This window comes from Pseudonocardia sp. T1-2H (assembly GCF_038039215.1).
Lineage (GTDB): Bacteria > Actinomycetota > Actinomycetes > Mycobacteriales > Pseudonocardiaceae > Pseudonocardia.
The window spans coordinates 5182000-5198079 of record NZ_JBBPCL010000001.1 but is presented as its reverse complement, the minus strand read 5'-3'; the positions used below and the strand labels follow the sequence as shown (position 1 = coordinate 5198079).

The window sequence follows — 16080 nt, the reverse complement described above, 5'->3', positions numbered from 1 at the left end:
GGGGCGTCATGAAAAAAGCACTAATCACTGGTGTCACCGGCCAGGACGGCTCTTACCTCGCAGAACTCCTACTGGATAAGGGGTACGAAGTCCACGGCCTGATTCGCCGCGCTTCCACTTTTAACACCGGTCGCGTCGAGCATCTTTACGCCGACCCGCACGAAGAGGGGGTCAGGTTCTTCCTGCATTACGGCGATCTCACCGACGGATCGCGTCTAGTCACTCTTCTCCAGAAGATCCAGCCGGACGAGGTCTATCACCTCGCTGCGCAATCGCACGTGCGTGTGAGCTTCGACGAGCCCGAGTTCACCGGCGACACTACAGGTACAGGTACAACCCGCATATTAGAGGCAATCCGCATGATTGGCCTGAACTGCCGCTTCTACCAGGCCTCCAGCTCAGAGATGTTTGGTGCTACCCCGCCGCCGCAGAATGAATTGACCCCGTTCTGGCCGCGTAGCCCGTACGGGGCGGCGAAGGTATATGGATATTGGATGGCTCGGAACTACCGCGAGGCGTACGGGATGTTCGCAGTAAATGGCATCTTGTTCAACCACGAGTCACCTCGGCGGGGCGAAACGTTCGTGACCCGTAAGATCACGCGTGCTGTGGCCCGCATCAAAGCTGGGCTCGATGAGGACCTATATTTGGGTAATCTTGACGCAGTTCGTGACTGGGGGTATGCCAAAGAGTACGTCGAGGCGATGTGGCTAATGCTGCAGGCCGACGAGCCCACCGACTTCGTGGTGGCGACAGGCACCGCTTATACAGTGAAAGAATTTGTACAAATTGCGTTCGACCATGCTGGCCTTGATTGGGAGAAGCACGTCAAGTTCGACGAGCGCTACCTCCGCCCGAGCGAGGTCGATGCGCTGATCGGCGATGCCTCCAAAGCTGCGGAGGTACTCGGCTGGAAGCCAAAGACCATGCCGCCTGATCTCGCTAAGATCATGGTCGATGCTGATTACGATCTTGCGATGGCGGAGGTGCGAGCTCGTGCCTGATAGTGCGCCGCAGCGCACTTGGCGCGCTCACATTGCTCGAAATATCAACTTCGCGAACTATATCTTATCAGGAGTCATGACGTCCGGAGTGACCAGTTACCTGACAGCGCCCCCGGCCTCTGAAGGAAGATTTCACGGTAGCGATCCCTGCACTAATCCCTCGCGATGGAACGCTTACAGCGCCCATTTTTGCCGGGCCGCGCAATGAACAGCCCGGCCAATGGAGCGAAGGAAAATGTCCTAGTTTCAGGGGCATACGGGGGATTCAATCTGGGCGACGAGCTGATTCTTGACTGTATTCGTAGGCAGTTGGAAGGTCATGCGAACCTTTGTGTCGTATCAGGCAACCCGGCACATACGCAGGAATTTCACGGCCTGCCTTCTGTAGTTGGTATAGATCTTAAGCGAGGGCGCCTGCGGAGCCCCGAGATTGGCCGATCAAAATCACTGATCCTCGGTGGCGGCGAACTCCTGCAGGAAGCGAGGTTCGGGAACCCGTTCTGGGGGCTACTCGCAGAGTGTTACATGCTTTCAGTTCACGCCCGGCGCGCTAACGTTCCTATTTTCTGCTGGGGGGTGGGCGTCGACGATCTACGAACTCCACAAGGTCGTTGGATGGTTAGAAGAATTGTCCAGAACGCGCAAGGGGTGACAGTTAGAGACCCGGCATCGTTTCGCCGTCTCGAGGCATATGGTGCTGACACTACAAAAGTCTCCGTGACAGCGGACCCGGTGTTCTCCCGGACGTCAATGGGAGCGGCGGAAGCTAGATGGATGGTTGAAAAGCTAGGTCCAAGATACGGCGCCTACCTGCTTTGTGCACCTGCAGTTGACATGCGCCGGTCTACCACCGCAGGCGCAATCGAATTGGTGCGATCCGTCAACCGCGCAGCAGAGGATCGCGGCCTACAGACAGTTCTACTACTAATGGACCAGCGGGAGAACTATGAGGGCTCCTTGTACCCCTTGTTAAGGGAGATATCGGGACCGAACGTACTAGTCTACTCCCAATCGAATATAAAGCATCTTGAGAACCTTGTTGCCCTCCATAAGGGTGCGGCAGCTGTTGTTTCGTCTCGCATGCATTCGATTATTCTTGCGGCAACGCAAGGCACTAACGTGCTAAGTGTCAATCGCTCGGCAAAAATGGTCGCAAACGCCGAGCAGTTGCGGCTCCTCTCGGTTCCGCAAGAAGATGTCGGCCGCGGCAGTCGGGTAGACGAACTTCTCGAGGTCCTACTCGCGACAGAAACGAATGCAGCTCTCGATTCTGATGCCCTAGCTGAAGTTCGAAGCCGTGCATCGCGCACCCCTGAGATATTTATGAACGTGTGCCCATGTTAACGAGAAGCGTAATGCTTTGGACGTTGGCTGCCGGCGGATTAGCAATGGTAGCAGGGTATCTTGTAACCGCTCTAAGTCGTACATTTTCAAGCACTTACGCCTCAAGCAACTGGGTCGTTGGTTTGGCTATCACAACTGCGGTGGTGGTGGCCTGCGCGATTCAAGTCGCTAGAAGACCATCCAGCGACGGAAGGCGACACTTCGATCCTTTAACCCTACTGTTTTTATACCTATTGCTTCTCTATGTGGGGCGCCCGCTGTATATTTTGAGCAGCGGACAGCTTGGTACACATCAGATGGGCTATTGGACCGACCCGAAAGGTGCCGCTGAGGCGCAATGGCTTATTCTCTCTGCCATCTGCTTGCTTGCCTTGGGTTTGTGGATTAGCCCATTCAAAGGTCGATTCTTCGCATATTTAGTAGCCCGGTCGCCGACGGAGTCTGTGTCGTTCAGGCTGCTGGCAGTAGGCGCCAGCGCAAGTCTGATTGCCGCACTTCTCATTGTGCCTTCCATCATTTCTTTCCCCGGTGGCTGGCGCGCAGCACTCACTCTGCGGCAGGACCTATATGCCGGGCGAACGTATTTGGTATATATGCTCGGCGCGATGAACACGTGCTGGTTTATCGTTCTCGCGACTAACCTGTCTTCAAAGTTCCTGTCGCGGCGAACCATTCAGTTGTTGGCTTTGACGTGGCCCCTTGCCGCAGGTCTTGTTCTAGTGTCTGGCAGCCGCAGCGAACTTGTAACCCGCAACTTATTGCCGCTAGGAATTCTGGTTTTGCTTCGTGTGCGAACGCCAGCGCGTCGTCTTGCAGTGCTTTCGATAGGTGTCTTGCTAGCAGGCTCATTCTTCGCCACGTACCGGTCGTTCGTTCGTGATCCGCAGGGTGCTGCCGAAATACAAGAAGCGCAAGCGAGTCTAGGCGCATTGAACGGGCCAGTGGGGTATATTCTTGCTGGCGATGAGGCCAGCGCCTTCGACTACCTCGCTGCAATTATGAGGCAGGTTCCGGAGCCGCTGAACTACCGGGGGACGCAGACGATAGAGGCTGTCGTACTCTCGCCTGTACCGTCGGCTTTACTTGACGATAAACCTCTGCGTGGTGGGGAGTTCGTAACGCTTCACCTTCGTCCTGGCCTCTATGAACGAGGAGGGAATCTTGCGATTTCTGCCCTAGGCGATCTATATGTAACTGGCGGAGTAGTGATCGTACTATTTGGCGCATTTCTCTTAGGATTAACCGCAAGTCTTATATCTCCAGGAGTGGCGAGAACAACGTCGGGGGTCAGGGCCAACCACTACTTGCAAGTCTACATCGGCGTCTACCTACTCGCGTGCGTAATACCGGTGCTTAGGTCTGACCTAACCGAGCTGGGCGTTGGCCTTGTTCGCGTCGCTATTCTGCTTATCTTCCTAAAACTGGCAAGAACGTCGTTCTGCACGGGCCGTCACAGAGGACGAGAGGTAGAAGGGGCTAGATCTTATGCTTAGTGTCTATATTGACGGCACTACTGCGGCACGAGGCGGAATGTTAACGTTCGCCGAGAACCTCTTGCCGGAGCTTGTGAAGCAGAACCCGGGTTGGGAGTTCCATGGAATCCTGCCGGCGTCGGTACAGCATCGATTGCCTCATGGTATTTGGTCAACAATCACCGAGGACGCAAGCCAGTTTCGTCGTCTAATATCGCAACAGTTTGCTGTTGGATTGATGGCGAGGCGAGCATCGGCCGATGTCGGATTCTCGCTAGGTCCTGTCTCGCCGCTTCTGGGCCGCAAAATCCCCTGGGTCGAGGTTATCCATGACTGGCGTCATTGCGAACGTCCTATGGACTTTTCTCTTCCCGTGAGAGCTTATCGAAATGTTATCTATTCGATGTCGCTTGGAAGATGCAGTTCCTATGTGTGCGTGAGTGAACGCACCCGGGAAACGACTCGGAGACTTTATCCACGCCACAGCCCAAAGTCCGCGGCAGTGATTTATCATGGAGTGGATCATGTATTGCCGACGGGTTCCACGATTAAGGGCGATTACCTGCTTGCTTATGGTCACTGGAACAACAAGAGGCCCGACATTGCCGTAAGACTGTGGGCGAAAACCGTGAAACGCGGTGTTTCGCCGGCATGGCGGCTAAAAATTGTTGGCCTAGATAGTGATACCCGAGGTCACCTATTGAAGCTGGCGGCGGAGCTTGAAGTTGATGGACGTCTAGATTTGCTGGGTTACTGCTCATCAGCTGACTTCGAAGAACTTCGCGCGAGGGCATCAGTCCAACTTGTCACGTCGAATTACGAGGGATTTGGACTCCCAGTTCTTGAGGCTCTCGCTGGCGGCCAAGTTGTCTTTGCAAGTTCGGATGTTGGGATGGAAGAGGCGGGTGGGACAGTGGCAGTGTTCAGCGATTGGACGGACTTAGACCATGCGGCGGGAGCGGTTGCGCGCGCGCTCAACGACCCAGCTTGGCGGGAAACGAAGATTTCTGAAGGCGTCCAGTACGCGGGTCAATTCAGGTGGTCGCGGTGCGCTGAGGAGTATTCTCGCTTGATCGAAACAGTGGCAAGGCAAGGCTAGATGCATCAGAGGCTTAGAGCGATCGCGGCTGGGGCTAGCCAGGGGGCGGTGAGTGGAAGTAATCTCCTAGTGACATTCTTCGTCGCCCGGACGTCTTCCCCAACTGAGTTCGGCACCTTCGGGCTCGCTTATGCCATCTTTGTTTTTGTGCTCGGTTGTTCGCGCGCGATGTCGGGCGAGGTTCTGCTGGTAATAAGTAAATGTGGTGAAGTTAAGCGGGCTGCAGTTTCGATCCCCCTTCTTGTCTCTGCGCCTCTTTGTTTGGTAGCTGCCGCGACTGCCGGACTGCTGCGGGGATTCGCCGACGTGACAGTGGTCTTCTTCGCAATGGGCGGGCTCGTAGTCGTCGAAGACTTTGGGAGATACTGGGCGAACGCATGCCTTGCGTCTGGTAGAGCGGCGGTTGCGGATGTTCTTTCATTTGCAGGTCAGGCGCTTGTCAGCTGTGGGCTTTGGTTCTCGGGTGTGCGCACCGGGGCGTGGTACGTCGTGGTATGGGGGTTTAGTGCTCTACTTGGAATCCTTGTCCTTCGGGCAGCAGCGTTCTTCTCTGCGGCTTCCTATCGCCCCGTTGCCTTGCGTCTTTGGCTGAGCTCGTCGCGTCCTCTTGCACTTAGCTTCCTAGTTGACTTTATGCTGCTGAATTTTGCGGCGATGGCGGCGCAAGTAGTGCTAGTTGCTGCTCACGGTGCCGATGCGTCGGCAAGCATTCGGGGTTCACAGCTCCTGCTCGGTCCACTCACTGTTCTTTCTTCTGGTGCTGCTCTGTTCCTCTTGCCAGAGGTTAGACGGCGTGGGGTGCTATCTCGTACTAGTCGAAGTATGTTCCTCGCGCTGTCGGGTGTTCTGGTGGCAGTGGCCCTGCTATGGACGGTTACCTTGAAATCTCTTTCGCCCGCCTGGGGCGAATCTTTGACAGGGGACTCATGGCCGCTGGTGTCCGAAGTGCTGTGGGAGGCAGGGCTCTACAGTGCTGCGAGCGCGCTTGCTATGGGTGGCGTTCTGGGCCTTCGCTCTATGGAGGCAGGAACAACAGGGTTACGTCTTCGGCTCGTTGTCGCTCCGCTTGTCTGTCTATCGGCGTCGTGCGGTGCGATATTTGGTGAGGCAAGTGGCCTTCTGCTTGGGGCGGGTTCGGCGACTGCGGCTTCGGCTATTGTGTGGTGGGTAGTCTACTTGAGAGTATTTTCCCGCCGCTCCTCGAAGCTCGCTGCAGTTGATCTCGGCATCCAGCCATATGAGGGTCGTGAAGGCGGCTGATGCTTACTGAAGAGACAATTGAGCCGGGTGATGCAGGGTCTAAGTAAATTGACTCTCGGGCGCCCCCTTTTGATGTCCAAGTGTTCACCTGACTCGGGCTGGTGATTCTACTATCAGGTGGCTATAGAATATTGCGGTCAACTGGCGAGGGAGGGGTGGAGCGACGTTGCAGTTCGTACTCATCGCTGACCCATTGCAGACCGTTTGTGGCTGCTGCGGGCGCGCCGTTTGTACGGCCAGGGCATGCTATGCCTGCGCGAGCGAGAGGATTGTGGCCGTCTTGAGGGCCGAGCTATCCGAGGCTTGCTTTCCGCCCAGAGCTTGCGGCCGCTGTCGCCAGGATGGCTAGCAATCCCTGAAGTGCGCGTGTCGCATCGAGATGCTCCTCGGCGTACGAGCGTCCGGCTTCGCCCATCAGATCCATCGACTGGGGGGCCGCGACGAGCCCCTCGACTGCGTCGAGCAGCACCTGCGGCCGTCCCGGCGCAACGACGAGACCACCCCCGGAGCGCGCTACCTCGACCGCGGTCCCGCCGTCAGATGGGGACGCTGCGATGATCGGCCGCCCGGCTCGGAGGTAGGAAGTCAGTTTGCTCGGCAGGCTCATGTCGACGGACGACGGTCGCTCATTGACCAGCAGGATGTCCGCGGCGGCGAGGATGTCTGCGTACTCGGGAGCTCGGAGCGGGGGGCAGGAACGCGACTGCAGCAACCCCCTCGGCATCCTGCTGGAGGGCCTCGCGTTGGCTGCCGTCGCCCATGAGGACGAACCGCACGTTCTTGTTTCCGAGGTCGCCCGCGAGCCGTGCTGCCGCGATGACGTTCTCGAGCCCCTGCTTCAGGCCCATATTGCCGGTGTGCAGGACGACCGTCTCGTCCGGGCTCCACCCTAGCCGGGCCCTCGTCTGCTCCCGGTCGGTGCCGGACGGCGTAGCGACATGGGTCCAGTTCGGCCGCAGAGTCAGGCGGCCGGCGTCGACGCCGATCGACTGGACGTAGTCGGCGAAATGCGAGTTGAGGACGAGCACCTCGTCTGCGCGCTGGAGGACCCACTTCTCGACCGATCCCACGATGCGCGCGACGCGAGCCCCACCCTCAATTCCGCTCTGCGCGGCGGCCCGGCCCATGAGGTCCTGGACCCACACGACGAGCGGGACACCGGCGCGAGCGGCAATCCGCTGAGCAACGACGGCGCTCAACAACGACGGGACCACAGCCAGGACTACGTCGGGACGCTCCTGCGGGCGCTGCAGCGCGACTTGGAGCGCGAAGGAAAACTCGTACAGCGCACGCCGAACAGCGGTCTGCTTCCTCGGTACGTAGTGCCGCAGCCGACGCACCTCGAACCGGTCGCGCTTCTCCACACGACGGAGGCGCCACCGGGACGCCGAGTCGACGGTCCACCCCGGGTAATGCGGCACCCCGGTAAGCACCGACACCGACGCCCCACGCGCGACCAGGTACTCGCAGAGCTGCGTGGTGTACGGAGCGATGCCTGTGTGCTCCGGCCCGAAGTTGATGCCGACCGCCAGGACGCGCAGCGGGCGTCCCTCAGCGCCGACGATCGCCTGGTCGGCCTCGGGCTGCTGCGGCCGTCGAGCCGAGACCAGGTCGAGAGGGACCGGATTGGTCTCCTCGACGCGGGTGTTGGTGTCCTCGGTGCTCAAGTGGGAGCCTCTCGCCGCTGCGGTTTGGTGTGCTGACATGGATGAGCGCCGATGGCGTCGATCGGCCGAGCTGGATCGTCTGTCGTCTGCGCCGTGCTCTCATGCCGTCTTTCGACCAGCCAGATGGTCCTGTTACAGATGGTGATGCGGTCGTCACGCAAGCTCCTCAACACTGAGGACCCGGCGAGTAGCGCACGCGCCCGCGGCGGTGGGAGCTGCGCTGTCGTGTGATCCTTCGACGAAAACTCGCGCCCGTGGCAACACATGCGTCTCGAGGAGCGAGGTCAATAGGGCGACACGCCCGCGATGCCGACGATGAGGGAGACCAGTGGCGGCCAAGACTGAGATGATCGATCGACAGTCCCGGGTGTACGTCGCGGGGCATCGGGGTCTCGCAGGTTCGGCGATCTGGAGAGCGCTGACGGACGCGGGCTACGGCGACCTGGTAGGTGCACGGTCGTCTGAGGTGGACCTGCGGGACCGCGCCGCGACGTTCGACTTCCTTCTGTCGACACGCCCGGATGTGGTGGTGCTTGCGGCGGCGCGGGTCGGGGGCATTGTCGCGAACAACACCTACCCCGCTGAGTTCCTCTCCGAGAACCTGCAGATCCAGGTCAACGTGATGGACGCGGCGCAGGCAGCCGGCGTGCAGCGACTGCTGTTCCTCGGGTCGTCGTGCATCTACCCGAAGTTCGCGGAGCAGCCGATCCGGGAGTCGAGTCTGCTCACCGGGGCTCTGGAGCCGACCAACGACGCGTACGCGGTCGCGAAGATCGCAGGGATCATGCAGGTCCAGGCGCACCGGCGGCAGTACGGGGTGCGGTGGATCTCGGCGATGCCGACGAACCTCTACGGGCCCGGCGACAACTTCGACCCGGAGAACTCCCACGTGCTGCCGGCGCTGATCCGGCGGTTCCACGAGGCGGTCGAGACCGGCGCCGAGAAGGTAGTGCTGTGGGGGAGCGGCACCCCGCGACGGGAGTTCCTGCACGTCGACGACCTCGGACGCGCGATCGTCCGCCTGCTCGACGTGTACGACGAGCCGGAGACGATCAACGTCGGGCTCGGGGAGGACGTCACGATCCGTGAGCTCGCCGAGACCGTCGCGGACGTCGTCGGCTTCACCGGCGAGATCGTGCAGGACACCTCGCGGCCGGACGGGACGCCTCGGAAGCTGCTCGACGTCTCGCGTCTCAAGGCGTTGGGGTGGGAGCCCCAGATCCCGCTGCGCGAGGGGATCGAGAGCACGTACCAGTGGTTCCTCGAGCATCGCACCGAAGCCCGGTTGTAGCGGTCGTCGCGTGCTCAACCGGCGCCGCCTGTCTCAACAGTGGTTGCTACTCGGAGATCCCACCGCACCGTCCTCGTAACCGGATCGATGGCGAGGCGGAGACGGTTACCGGTGGTGCTGCCGTGCGCGCTAGCGCGGTTGCGGAGTGCAGAACGACCACGGAGATCTTCTTCTGTGCCGGCTGCGGAGCCTCGCTGAAGCAGAGGCCGAAGGGCAAACGCAGCCGGGCGCCGGTGCAGTGGACGCCCGCCCCCGCGCCCACCCCGCCCCCGGCCCTGCGCCCCCCGCCCACACCGTCGGGCGGCGACGACGGCGGCACGACCCGGTACCTGTGCGCCGCCGCGCACATCGACGCGGGCTTCGCGGACCGGGCGATCGCCGAGTACCTGGTCGAGAAGACCCGGGCGCTCCCACCGGACGTCGGGCTCGACGTCGCGGCGGTGCTCCGGGACGCCGTCGCCGCGCGAGCCCGGCGGAAGATCCGGGACGCGGTGCTGCTCGTGCTCCTGGTGGCGTTCCTGTTCACGATCCCGTGGCTCGCGATCCTGTGGCTGCTGACCGCGGTCGCCATGACGGTCGCTCGGCACGGAGAGGGAACGCGAGTCACCGCCGTGATGGTCGGCGGGTGCCGTGGTGCTCGCGCTGGTGGTGCTCCCGGCGCTCGGCATGAGCGGTGCGCTCGGGAGCCCGACCGGCGGGATCGGTCTCGGGTCGTCGGCGCTGTGCCTGTTCCTCGCGGCGGTGTTCGGTCTCGCGACGCTCGCCGTCCTGGCGGCGGACGAGTCGATCGTCGAGGACCTGACCCGGAACCGGTTCCGGACGGCGTTCGAGCCGGACGCCCGCCGCTGCCGCCCGGCCGCGAGCGGCGGGTCCGGATGTGGGACAGCAAGCTGTGGGGAACCGAGCTCGCACGCTTCGACACCGCAAGGTCCGGCCCGCGCAGCGATGAGGCGGAGGTGGTCGTCCACCGGAACCCGGAGCCGTTCGTCGGGTCCGGAACCGTCGTGAGGGACGAGGTGCTTGCCCTGCCGCCGTCCGGCCGGTTGGGGCGGCTCAGCGCGCACGAGATGGTGTTCGTCCACGCCGGACGGTTGCTGCGTGACCGTAGTGCCCCCGCCGTCGACGGCATCCTCCCGGACCTCAGCCGCGCGCCCCGCAACTCGATGCCGGCCGCCAGGGCCGGCGTCTGGCCGACCGGCCCGAGGAGATCGCCCGGCTCTACCGCTGCTTTCGGGTGTAGGCCTGCGCCGGGACCTCACGACGTCATGCTTCTTCACCGTCGGCGCGGACGAGCAGATGCTCTACCTGAAATGGACCCACTGCGTCCTGCTACCGATCCGGGAACGGTTCCGCAGCATCGACCGGACCGCGGATACATCGCCGTTCCGGCGGATGCTGGGCGTTCTTCCAGGATGCGGACGCCGTGCGGTACCCGCAGGTCGTCGAGCAGGCGGTGCCCCGGGCCGTCACCGAGTTCCTGGCCGCCGGGGCTACTTCGCGACGACGGTCCTCGACGTCGCCCGCGCCGAGGTCGATAGCCACCACATCGACGTGCAGGCCGGTGACCTGCGTGGAGCGACCTTCGGCATCGGGCGGGTCACCCGCCGCAGCCCGGGCAAGGAGGCACCGTCATGACCGAGAAGGAGTCCACCACGATCACCGGCGGGGACCTGCGGGACAGCACGTTCGGCATCGGGACCGTGACGTCGAACCGGGGTGCCGGGACCTCGACGACCCTCGCAGACCTCCGGACCGCGCTGGGCACCCACGCCGAGGGGATCATCGCGGTGATCGACCTGTTCTCGTGAGCGTCTGCGCGGGATGCGCCGCCGTGATTCGCCCCGGCGCGCGATTCTGCACCAGGTGCGGCACGTCGGCCGAGGTGGCGGAGCAGACCCTGACCGGGCCGACCGTGCCGACGATGACCGGGCCGGCGCCGCCGCCCGCGCCCGGCAGCCCGAGCGGTCGCAGCCCGGGGAGCGCCAGGCCGTGCCCCGGCCCGGCCGTCGCCCCGGATCGTGACGGCCGCGGTCGTCGCGGTCCTCGTGCTCGCCGGTGCCGGAGGAGCGGCCTGGTACTTCACGCCACGCGACGACACCACCGCGGTCCCGGCGCCGATCGCGCCCGCGGCGCCCTCCCCGACCGGCGCGGACCAGGGCGTCGCGCCGGCGCCCGCCTTGCTCGACGTCCAGGTCGCGTCGGACCGGTCGGTCGCCGAGTCGGTCGTCGGCTCTTGGCTGCCCCGGATCGCGGCGAGACAGGCCGGTCTCGTGGAAAACGGGACCTACGACGACGCGCGGATCCTGCAGGAGTTCCAGGACCTCGAGCGGACCTATCCCGACGCGATCCTGGTGCGCTCGGACGACTACCCGACCTTCAGACGCCCGGGGTTCTGGGTGGTCCTGGTCGCGACGCCGCACTCCACCGCCGCGCAGGTGAACGCCTGGTGCGACGCGAACGGGTTCGACAAGGGCGACTGCTTCGCCAAGCGGCTCTCGCACACCGAGGGTCCGCAGGGCAACACCGTGGCGCGGTGAGGCCCGAAGAGCGGACCGTCGCGGTCACGGCCGAGGTGCAGGTCAGCGTTGTGGGCGCGGCACAGGCGGTTTCGGCCACGCTGTCGTCGTCCACGTAGGCCTCGCGCTCGACGGATGGTGGCGTCGGCGTTGTGACCGCGCCGTCGCTCCACATCGGTCTGTCCACACGTGAGGGGCGAGCACCGGGAAGCCCTGCCGACACCGGGGACGGGATGGGCGGGACGGGGTGTCGGGCCGGCGACCTCGTGGTCTCGCCCTCTTCGTCGGAAGCTCGCTGCACAACGCGCTGCTCGACGAGTCGCGGAATCCGCAGGCAGGGGCTCACGCCCGTCGACCAGCGATTCGCCGCGACGCTCCGGCGCGTCGCCGACCTGGCGAGCAGCGAAGGCGTCCGGCCGGCCACGGTGCCCGGCTCGCCCACCCGGCGCACCGCGACGTCACCCTGTCCTGGCTCGGCCGCACGCTCGGACGGGGCCTGTTCCCGCTGCCGACACTACCGATGATCACAGCCGCTCGTCGCCTCCTGTTGCCCGCCCGGCTCAGGAAGGTTCAACTCGAACAGATGTTCGATACCATGGACTGGTGACCGATCACTGGCACTCCACTCCCGAGGAGCTCCTCCTCGCGGCCGGTGCTGCTCAGCGGTCGATCAACGCGATGTTCGCGGAGATGTTCGAGATCGTCGCGGAACTCGAGTCCCGCGGGATCGCGGAGGCGAGGGGTTTCCGGGACACGGCGGATCTGCTGGTCGCCACCCAGAACGTGTCGCCGTCCGCAGCGAGGTTCCGGAGCCGGGCCGCCGTTGCCACCGCGTCCACGCGAACGTTGCTGGGCGAGGCCGTACCGGCCGAGCTGTCCGCCGTCGCCGCCGCGCTTCAGGAAGCGGCCATCTCCGTCGAGCACGTCGCCGTCATCCAACGGACGCTGACATCGCTGCCGCCGCACCTGGAGGCGCACCGGCCGGCGCTCGAGGCCGACCTGGTCGACTTCTCGCGCACCCTGGATCCGGACGCCGTCGCGAAGCTGGGCAAGAACGCGCTCGCGCTCCTGGACCCGGACGGACCGCGCCCGCGGGACGGCGCGCCGACGCGCACCCGGCTCACGTTCCGCCCGCGAGGCGACGGATTCGAGGCCAAGGGCTGGTTCGACCAGGAATCTGCCGCGATCGTCCGCACGGCGCTCTCCCCGCTGACCAGGCCGACCAGACCCACCTGCGAGTCCGAAGGCTGCTCGCAGGACTGCGAGGTCGCCGAACGGGACCAGCGATCCACGGCCGAACGGACCGGGGACGGGCTCGTCGAACTCGCCCGGCGGGCGATGACCCAAGGCGCGCTCGGGGTCGAGGGCGGGATCCGGCCGCAGGTCACGGTCACCGTGCCGCTGCAGGTCCTGCAGTCCGGAAGCGGTGCCGGCCTGATCGGGTTCGGCCAGGGGACGCGGCAGGGGATCGTGTCGGCGGAGGACGCGCGGCGCTGGGCGTGCGACCCGGTGCTCGTGCCCGTGGTCCTCTGCGACACCACCGGTGAACCGCTGGCCGTGGGCCGCGAGAAGCGCCTGGCCACCCGCGCGATGCGCCGGGCACTGGCCCAGCGTGACGGCGGGTGCGCCTTCCCGGGCTGCGATGCGCCTCCGCAGTGGTGCGATGCGCACCACGTGACCCACTGGGCGGACGGAGGAGCCACCGAGGTCGGCAACCTGGTACTCCTGTGCGGCCGCCACCACCGGCTGGTCCACAAACAGGGCTGGACGATCACGATGGCCGGCGGGTTCCCGGTGTTCGAGCCGCCGTACTGGATACCGGGCGGACCACGCCGGAACATGATCCACCGACCGGACCTGGTCGGCGCGGCGCTCCTGACGCGGGAACGACCACCACCTCGAGTGGTGGAGCTCGTACTCGATTGAACCGCACCTGTGCATGGGCAGATCCGTGTCGAGCAGGCCTTTGGACCGGGCGGCCCTCCGGATCACCGCCTCGTCCCGTCGGGCCTCTCGAGGCCCCCGCAGAATGGGCCTTCTCGGAGTGAACGGCTGCACGATCTACGGCTGCTCGGCAGTGTGTTCGTCGCCAACGGCACTGAATACCGCATCGAGAGTTCTACGTCTTCGGGGGCACCATGTTCGGCAATGGCGTCGTCAACAACGTCGAAGACTTCATCGGCCTCGGGTACTTCGCGGTTACTCTTAGGAGACGCTGCTGGGCATGGACCGTCAGTGAGCCTTTGCCGACCTGATCAAGAATTGGCGGTCACGAGGTCTGGAGTTCTTCAGCTCGGCGTTGACCCGCTCGCCCAGTCCGTGGCGGCGGGCGTGGGCGGCGTTGGCGTCCTTCTGGTTACCGGGCGTCGATGATGCCGTGCTCGCGGGCCGCGCCCATATCGTGGCGGGCACCCGGCGGCGGGGGCGAGATCCACACCAGCCGCCCGATCGGGTCGCCGATGACCTGCACGCTCACAACGATGATCTGTGCATTCTTGATTTCGACTGGTCTATTCAGGTGGTTGGGCCTCGGGACGCTCACGCTCCGGCGCCACAGGACGAGCAATGGGGTGAGTGCACGCGGGGTAGAGGGGGTCAGGGCGTGAGTGTTGCCAGATCCGACGGAATCCGGCCGATACCGATCCAGCCAGTCGTGGTCCGCTCCTCGCGCAGATCGTGGGAGCGGGGTTACGTCCGCGCGGTGATCGGGATCGATGCCATCGCCTCCCTGGTGGCCGGGGTGACTGCCTACGATGTCCGTTTCGGTGAGCCCTCGGCGCAGGATCCGCGGTGGGAATATATAGCGCTCAGCGCGGGTCTTCCGCTGGTGTGGCTGGCGGCGATGACGGCCGCTCGTGCCTATGAGGCCCGTTTCCTGTCGGTCGGATTCGAGGAGTTCCGTCGCGTCCTCGCGGCCGCGGTCGTCGTGATCGCAACCGTTGCCACAGCCTCCTGGGCGACGAAAGCGCAGATTGCGCGTGGCTACGTCCTCGTCGCTCTGCCGATGGCGGCGGCCCTGACGCTGCTGGGACGCTACCTGGTCCGCAAGTGGGTGCACCGCAGGCGTCGCCGGGGGTTCTTCATGAGCGACGTCCTCCTGGTGGGCCACGGGCGAACGGGTGCTGAACTGGCCCGACAGATGCGCGGCGACACCCATCACGGGATGCGGATCGTGGGGGCGTGTGTTCCCGGCGGGGAAGGTTCCACGGACCTGACGACGCTGGGTGTGCCGGTGCTGGGCGGCTTGGAGGACGTCGACTTCGCGCTGCGGGTGACCTCCGCGGACGCTGTGGCCGTGCTGCCCTGCCCGGAGATGGACGGTCGCGCCCTACGAATGCTGTCCTGGAGTCTGGCCAAGTCGGGGATCGACCTGCTTGTGGCCCCAGCGTTGATCGACGTCGCCGGTCCCCGGATCGCCATCCGGCCGGTCTGCGGGTTGCCGTTGTTGCACGTCGACGAGCCACAGTTGGCGGGTGGCCGCCGCGTGGCGAAGGCGCTCCTCGACCGGCTGGTGGCGCTGACCGCGCTGATTGTTCTCGCGCCGCTGCTGGTGGCGATCGCGCTGGCCATCCGGCTCAGCAGCCCCGGGCCGGCGATCTTCCGGCAGACCCGGACCGGGTGGCAGGGGCGTGAGTTCACGATGTGGAAGTTCCGCACGATGGTCCGCGACGCCGAGATGCTGCGGCCCGGTCTCCAGGAGCTGAACCGGCACGCGACCGGGGAGCTGTTCAAGGTGCCCGTCGATCCTCGGGTCACCGGGCTGGGGCGTTGGCTGCGTCGCACGTCGCTCGACGAGCTGCCTCAGTTGGTCAACGTGCTGCGAGGTCAGATGTCGCTGGTCGGCCCGCGTCCGCTGCCGGTCACCGATCGGCCCTACGACGGCGAGGCACGACGACGGTTGTTCGTGAAGCCGGGCCTGACCGGTCTGTGGCAGATCAGCGGTCGTTCCGACCTCGACTGGGAGGAGTCGGTTCGTCTCGATCTGCGCTACGTCGAGCAGTGGTCACTCGCTCTCGACGCTCTGATCATCTGGAAGACCATTTTCGCGGTCCTGAAGAGCCACGGCGCTTACTGACGCCCCGACCTTCGACGCACTGACCACGCGACACGGTTCGCCCGGAGGCTGGGACGGGGCGAAGCACCTCAGCTCCAGCGGCCGGCGCGCGTCGCCGGCCAGTGACCAGAACTTCGATGAGCACGGCACCTTCAACGAAAGGACGGCTGCGATGAAGCGAGTGTGTGTCACGGGAGCGGGGGGCTTCATCGGACATCACCTCGTCACCTGCCTGAAGAAGAAGGGGTACTGGGTCCGGGGGGTCGATCTGAAGTACCCGGAGTACACCGAGGTGGACGCCGACGAGTTCGAGCTGCTGGACCTGCGCCGGTGGGACTCTGCGCTGCAGGCCACGCGCGCGGTGGACCAGGTG

13 protein-coding genes and 2 pseudogenes are annotated in these 16080 nt (G+C 64.3%); 13 read left to right on the top strand and 2 right to left on the bottom strand.

From position 1 onward, the window contains the following. Positions 1-8: 8 nt before the first annotated feature. The 5 genes from gmd (at position 9) to WBK50_RS25610 (ending at position 6179) form a co-directional block, all read left to right on the top strand. A complete protein-coding gene (gene gmd, locus WBK50_RS25625) occupies positions 9-1004 on the top strand; it encodes a GDP-mannose 4,6-dehydratase (RefSeq protein WP_341338055.1) in 996 nt (331 codons plus the stop codon). Positions 1005-1169: 165 nt separating this feature from the next. Next, positions 1170-2348: a polysaccharide pyruvyl transferase family protein gene (locus WBK50_RS35415; protein WP_445942303.1), complete on the top strand. Its 1179-nt coding sequence runs from the start codon at positions 1170-1172 to the stop codon at positions 2346-2348. Between the two features lie 11 nt (positions 2349-2359). Further along, positions 2360-3841: a hypothetical protein gene (locus tag WBK50_RS25620; RefSeq protein WP_341338054.1), complete on the top strand. Its 1482-nt coding sequence runs from the start codon at positions 2360-2362 to the stop codon at positions 3839-3841. A 37-nt stretch (positions 3842-3878) separates the two neighbouring features. Further along, a complete protein-coding gene (locus WBK50_RS25615; RefSeq protein ID WP_341338053.1) occupies positions 3879-4919 on the top strand; it encodes a glycosyltransferase in 1041 nt (346 codons plus the stop codon). Positions 4920-4988: 69 nt separating this feature from the next. After that, positions 4989-6179, top strand: a complete 1191-nt coding sequence (locus tag WBK50_RS25610; RefSeq protein ID WP_341338052.1) for a hypothetical protein — start codon at positions 4989-4991, stop codon at positions 6177-6179. A gap of 626 nt (positions 6180-6805) precedes the next feature. On the opposite strand, the gene WBK50_RS25605 is transcribed toward WBK50_RS25610, so the two are convergent. Then, complete coding sequence (locus WBK50_RS25605) at positions 6806-7846, bottom strand: glycosyltransferase (protein ID WP_341338051.1); 1041 nt, start codon at positions 7844-7846, stop codon at positions 6806-6808. Positions 7847-8192: 346 nt separating this feature from the next. Between WBK50_RS25605 and WBK50_RS25600 the strand changes: the two genes are divergently transcribed. From WBK50_RS25600 to WBK50_RS25575, 6 genes are all read left to right on the top strand, one after another. Then, a complete protein-coding gene (locus WBK50_RS25600; RefSeq protein ID WP_341339498.1) occupies positions 8193-9137 on the top strand; it encodes a GDP-L-fucose synthase family protein in 945 nt (314 codons plus the stop codon). A gap of 633 nt (positions 9138-9770) precedes the next feature. Then, positions 9771-10145 carry a hypothetical protein gene (locus tag WBK50_RS25595; protein ID WP_341338050.1) on the top strand — a complete coding sequence of 125 codons (375 nt, stop codon included), beginning with the start codon at positions 9771-9773 and terminating at the stop codon, positions 10143-10145. A 288-nt stretch (positions 10146-10433) separates the two neighbouring features. Continuing rightward, on the top strand, positions 10434-10772 hold the full coding sequence (locus WBK50_RS25590; protein ID WP_341338049.1) for a hypothetical protein: 339 nt from the start codon (positions 10434-10436) through the stop codon (positions 10770-10772). Further along, entirely contained in the window at positions 10769-10945 is a 177-nt protein-coding gene (locus WBK50_RS25585; protein ID WP_341338048.1) for a hypothetical protein, read from the top strand. The genes WBK50_RS25590 and WBK50_RS25585 overlap by 4 nt, the downstream gene beginning before the upstream one ends. A 210-nt stretch (positions 10946-11155) precedes the next feature. Next, positions 11156-11674 (top strand): zinc ribbon domain-containing protein, encoded by a 519-nt coding sequence (locus tag WBK50_RS25580; protein ID WP_341338047.1) that lies wholly within the window; start codon positions 11156-11158, stop codon positions 11672-11674. Between the two features lie 582 nt (positions 11675-12256). Continuing rightward, positions 12257-13579 (top strand): HNH endonuclease signature motif containing protein, encoded by a 1323-nt coding sequence (locus WBK50_RS25575; RefSeq protein WP_341338046.1) that lies wholly within the window; start codon positions 12257-12259, stop codon positions 13577-13579. Positions 13580-14015: 436 nt separating this feature from the next. Here the strand turns inward: WBK50_RS25575 and WBK50_RS25570 are convergent. Next, positions 14016-14129, bottom strand: a pseudogene (locus WBK50_RS25570) (IS5/IS1182 family transposase); the annotation flags it as partial. Between the two features lie 42 nt (positions 14130-14171). On the opposite strand from WBK50_RS25570, the gene WBK50_RS25565 reads away from it, so the two are divergent. Both WBK50_RS25565 and WBK50_RS35410 read left to right on the top strand, forming a co-directional pair. Further along, positions 14172-15728 carry a sugar transferase gene (locus tag WBK50_RS25565; protein WP_341339497.1) on the top strand — a complete coding sequence of 519 codons (1557 nt, stop codon included), beginning with the start codon at positions 14172-14174 and terminating at the stop codon, positions 15726-15728. Positions 15729-15879: 151 nt separating this feature from the next. Beyond that, positions 15880-16053: pseudogene (locus WBK50_RS35410) on the top strand (NAD-dependent epimerase/dehydratase family protein); the annotation flags it as partial. Positions 16054-16080: the final 27 nt, after the last annotated feature.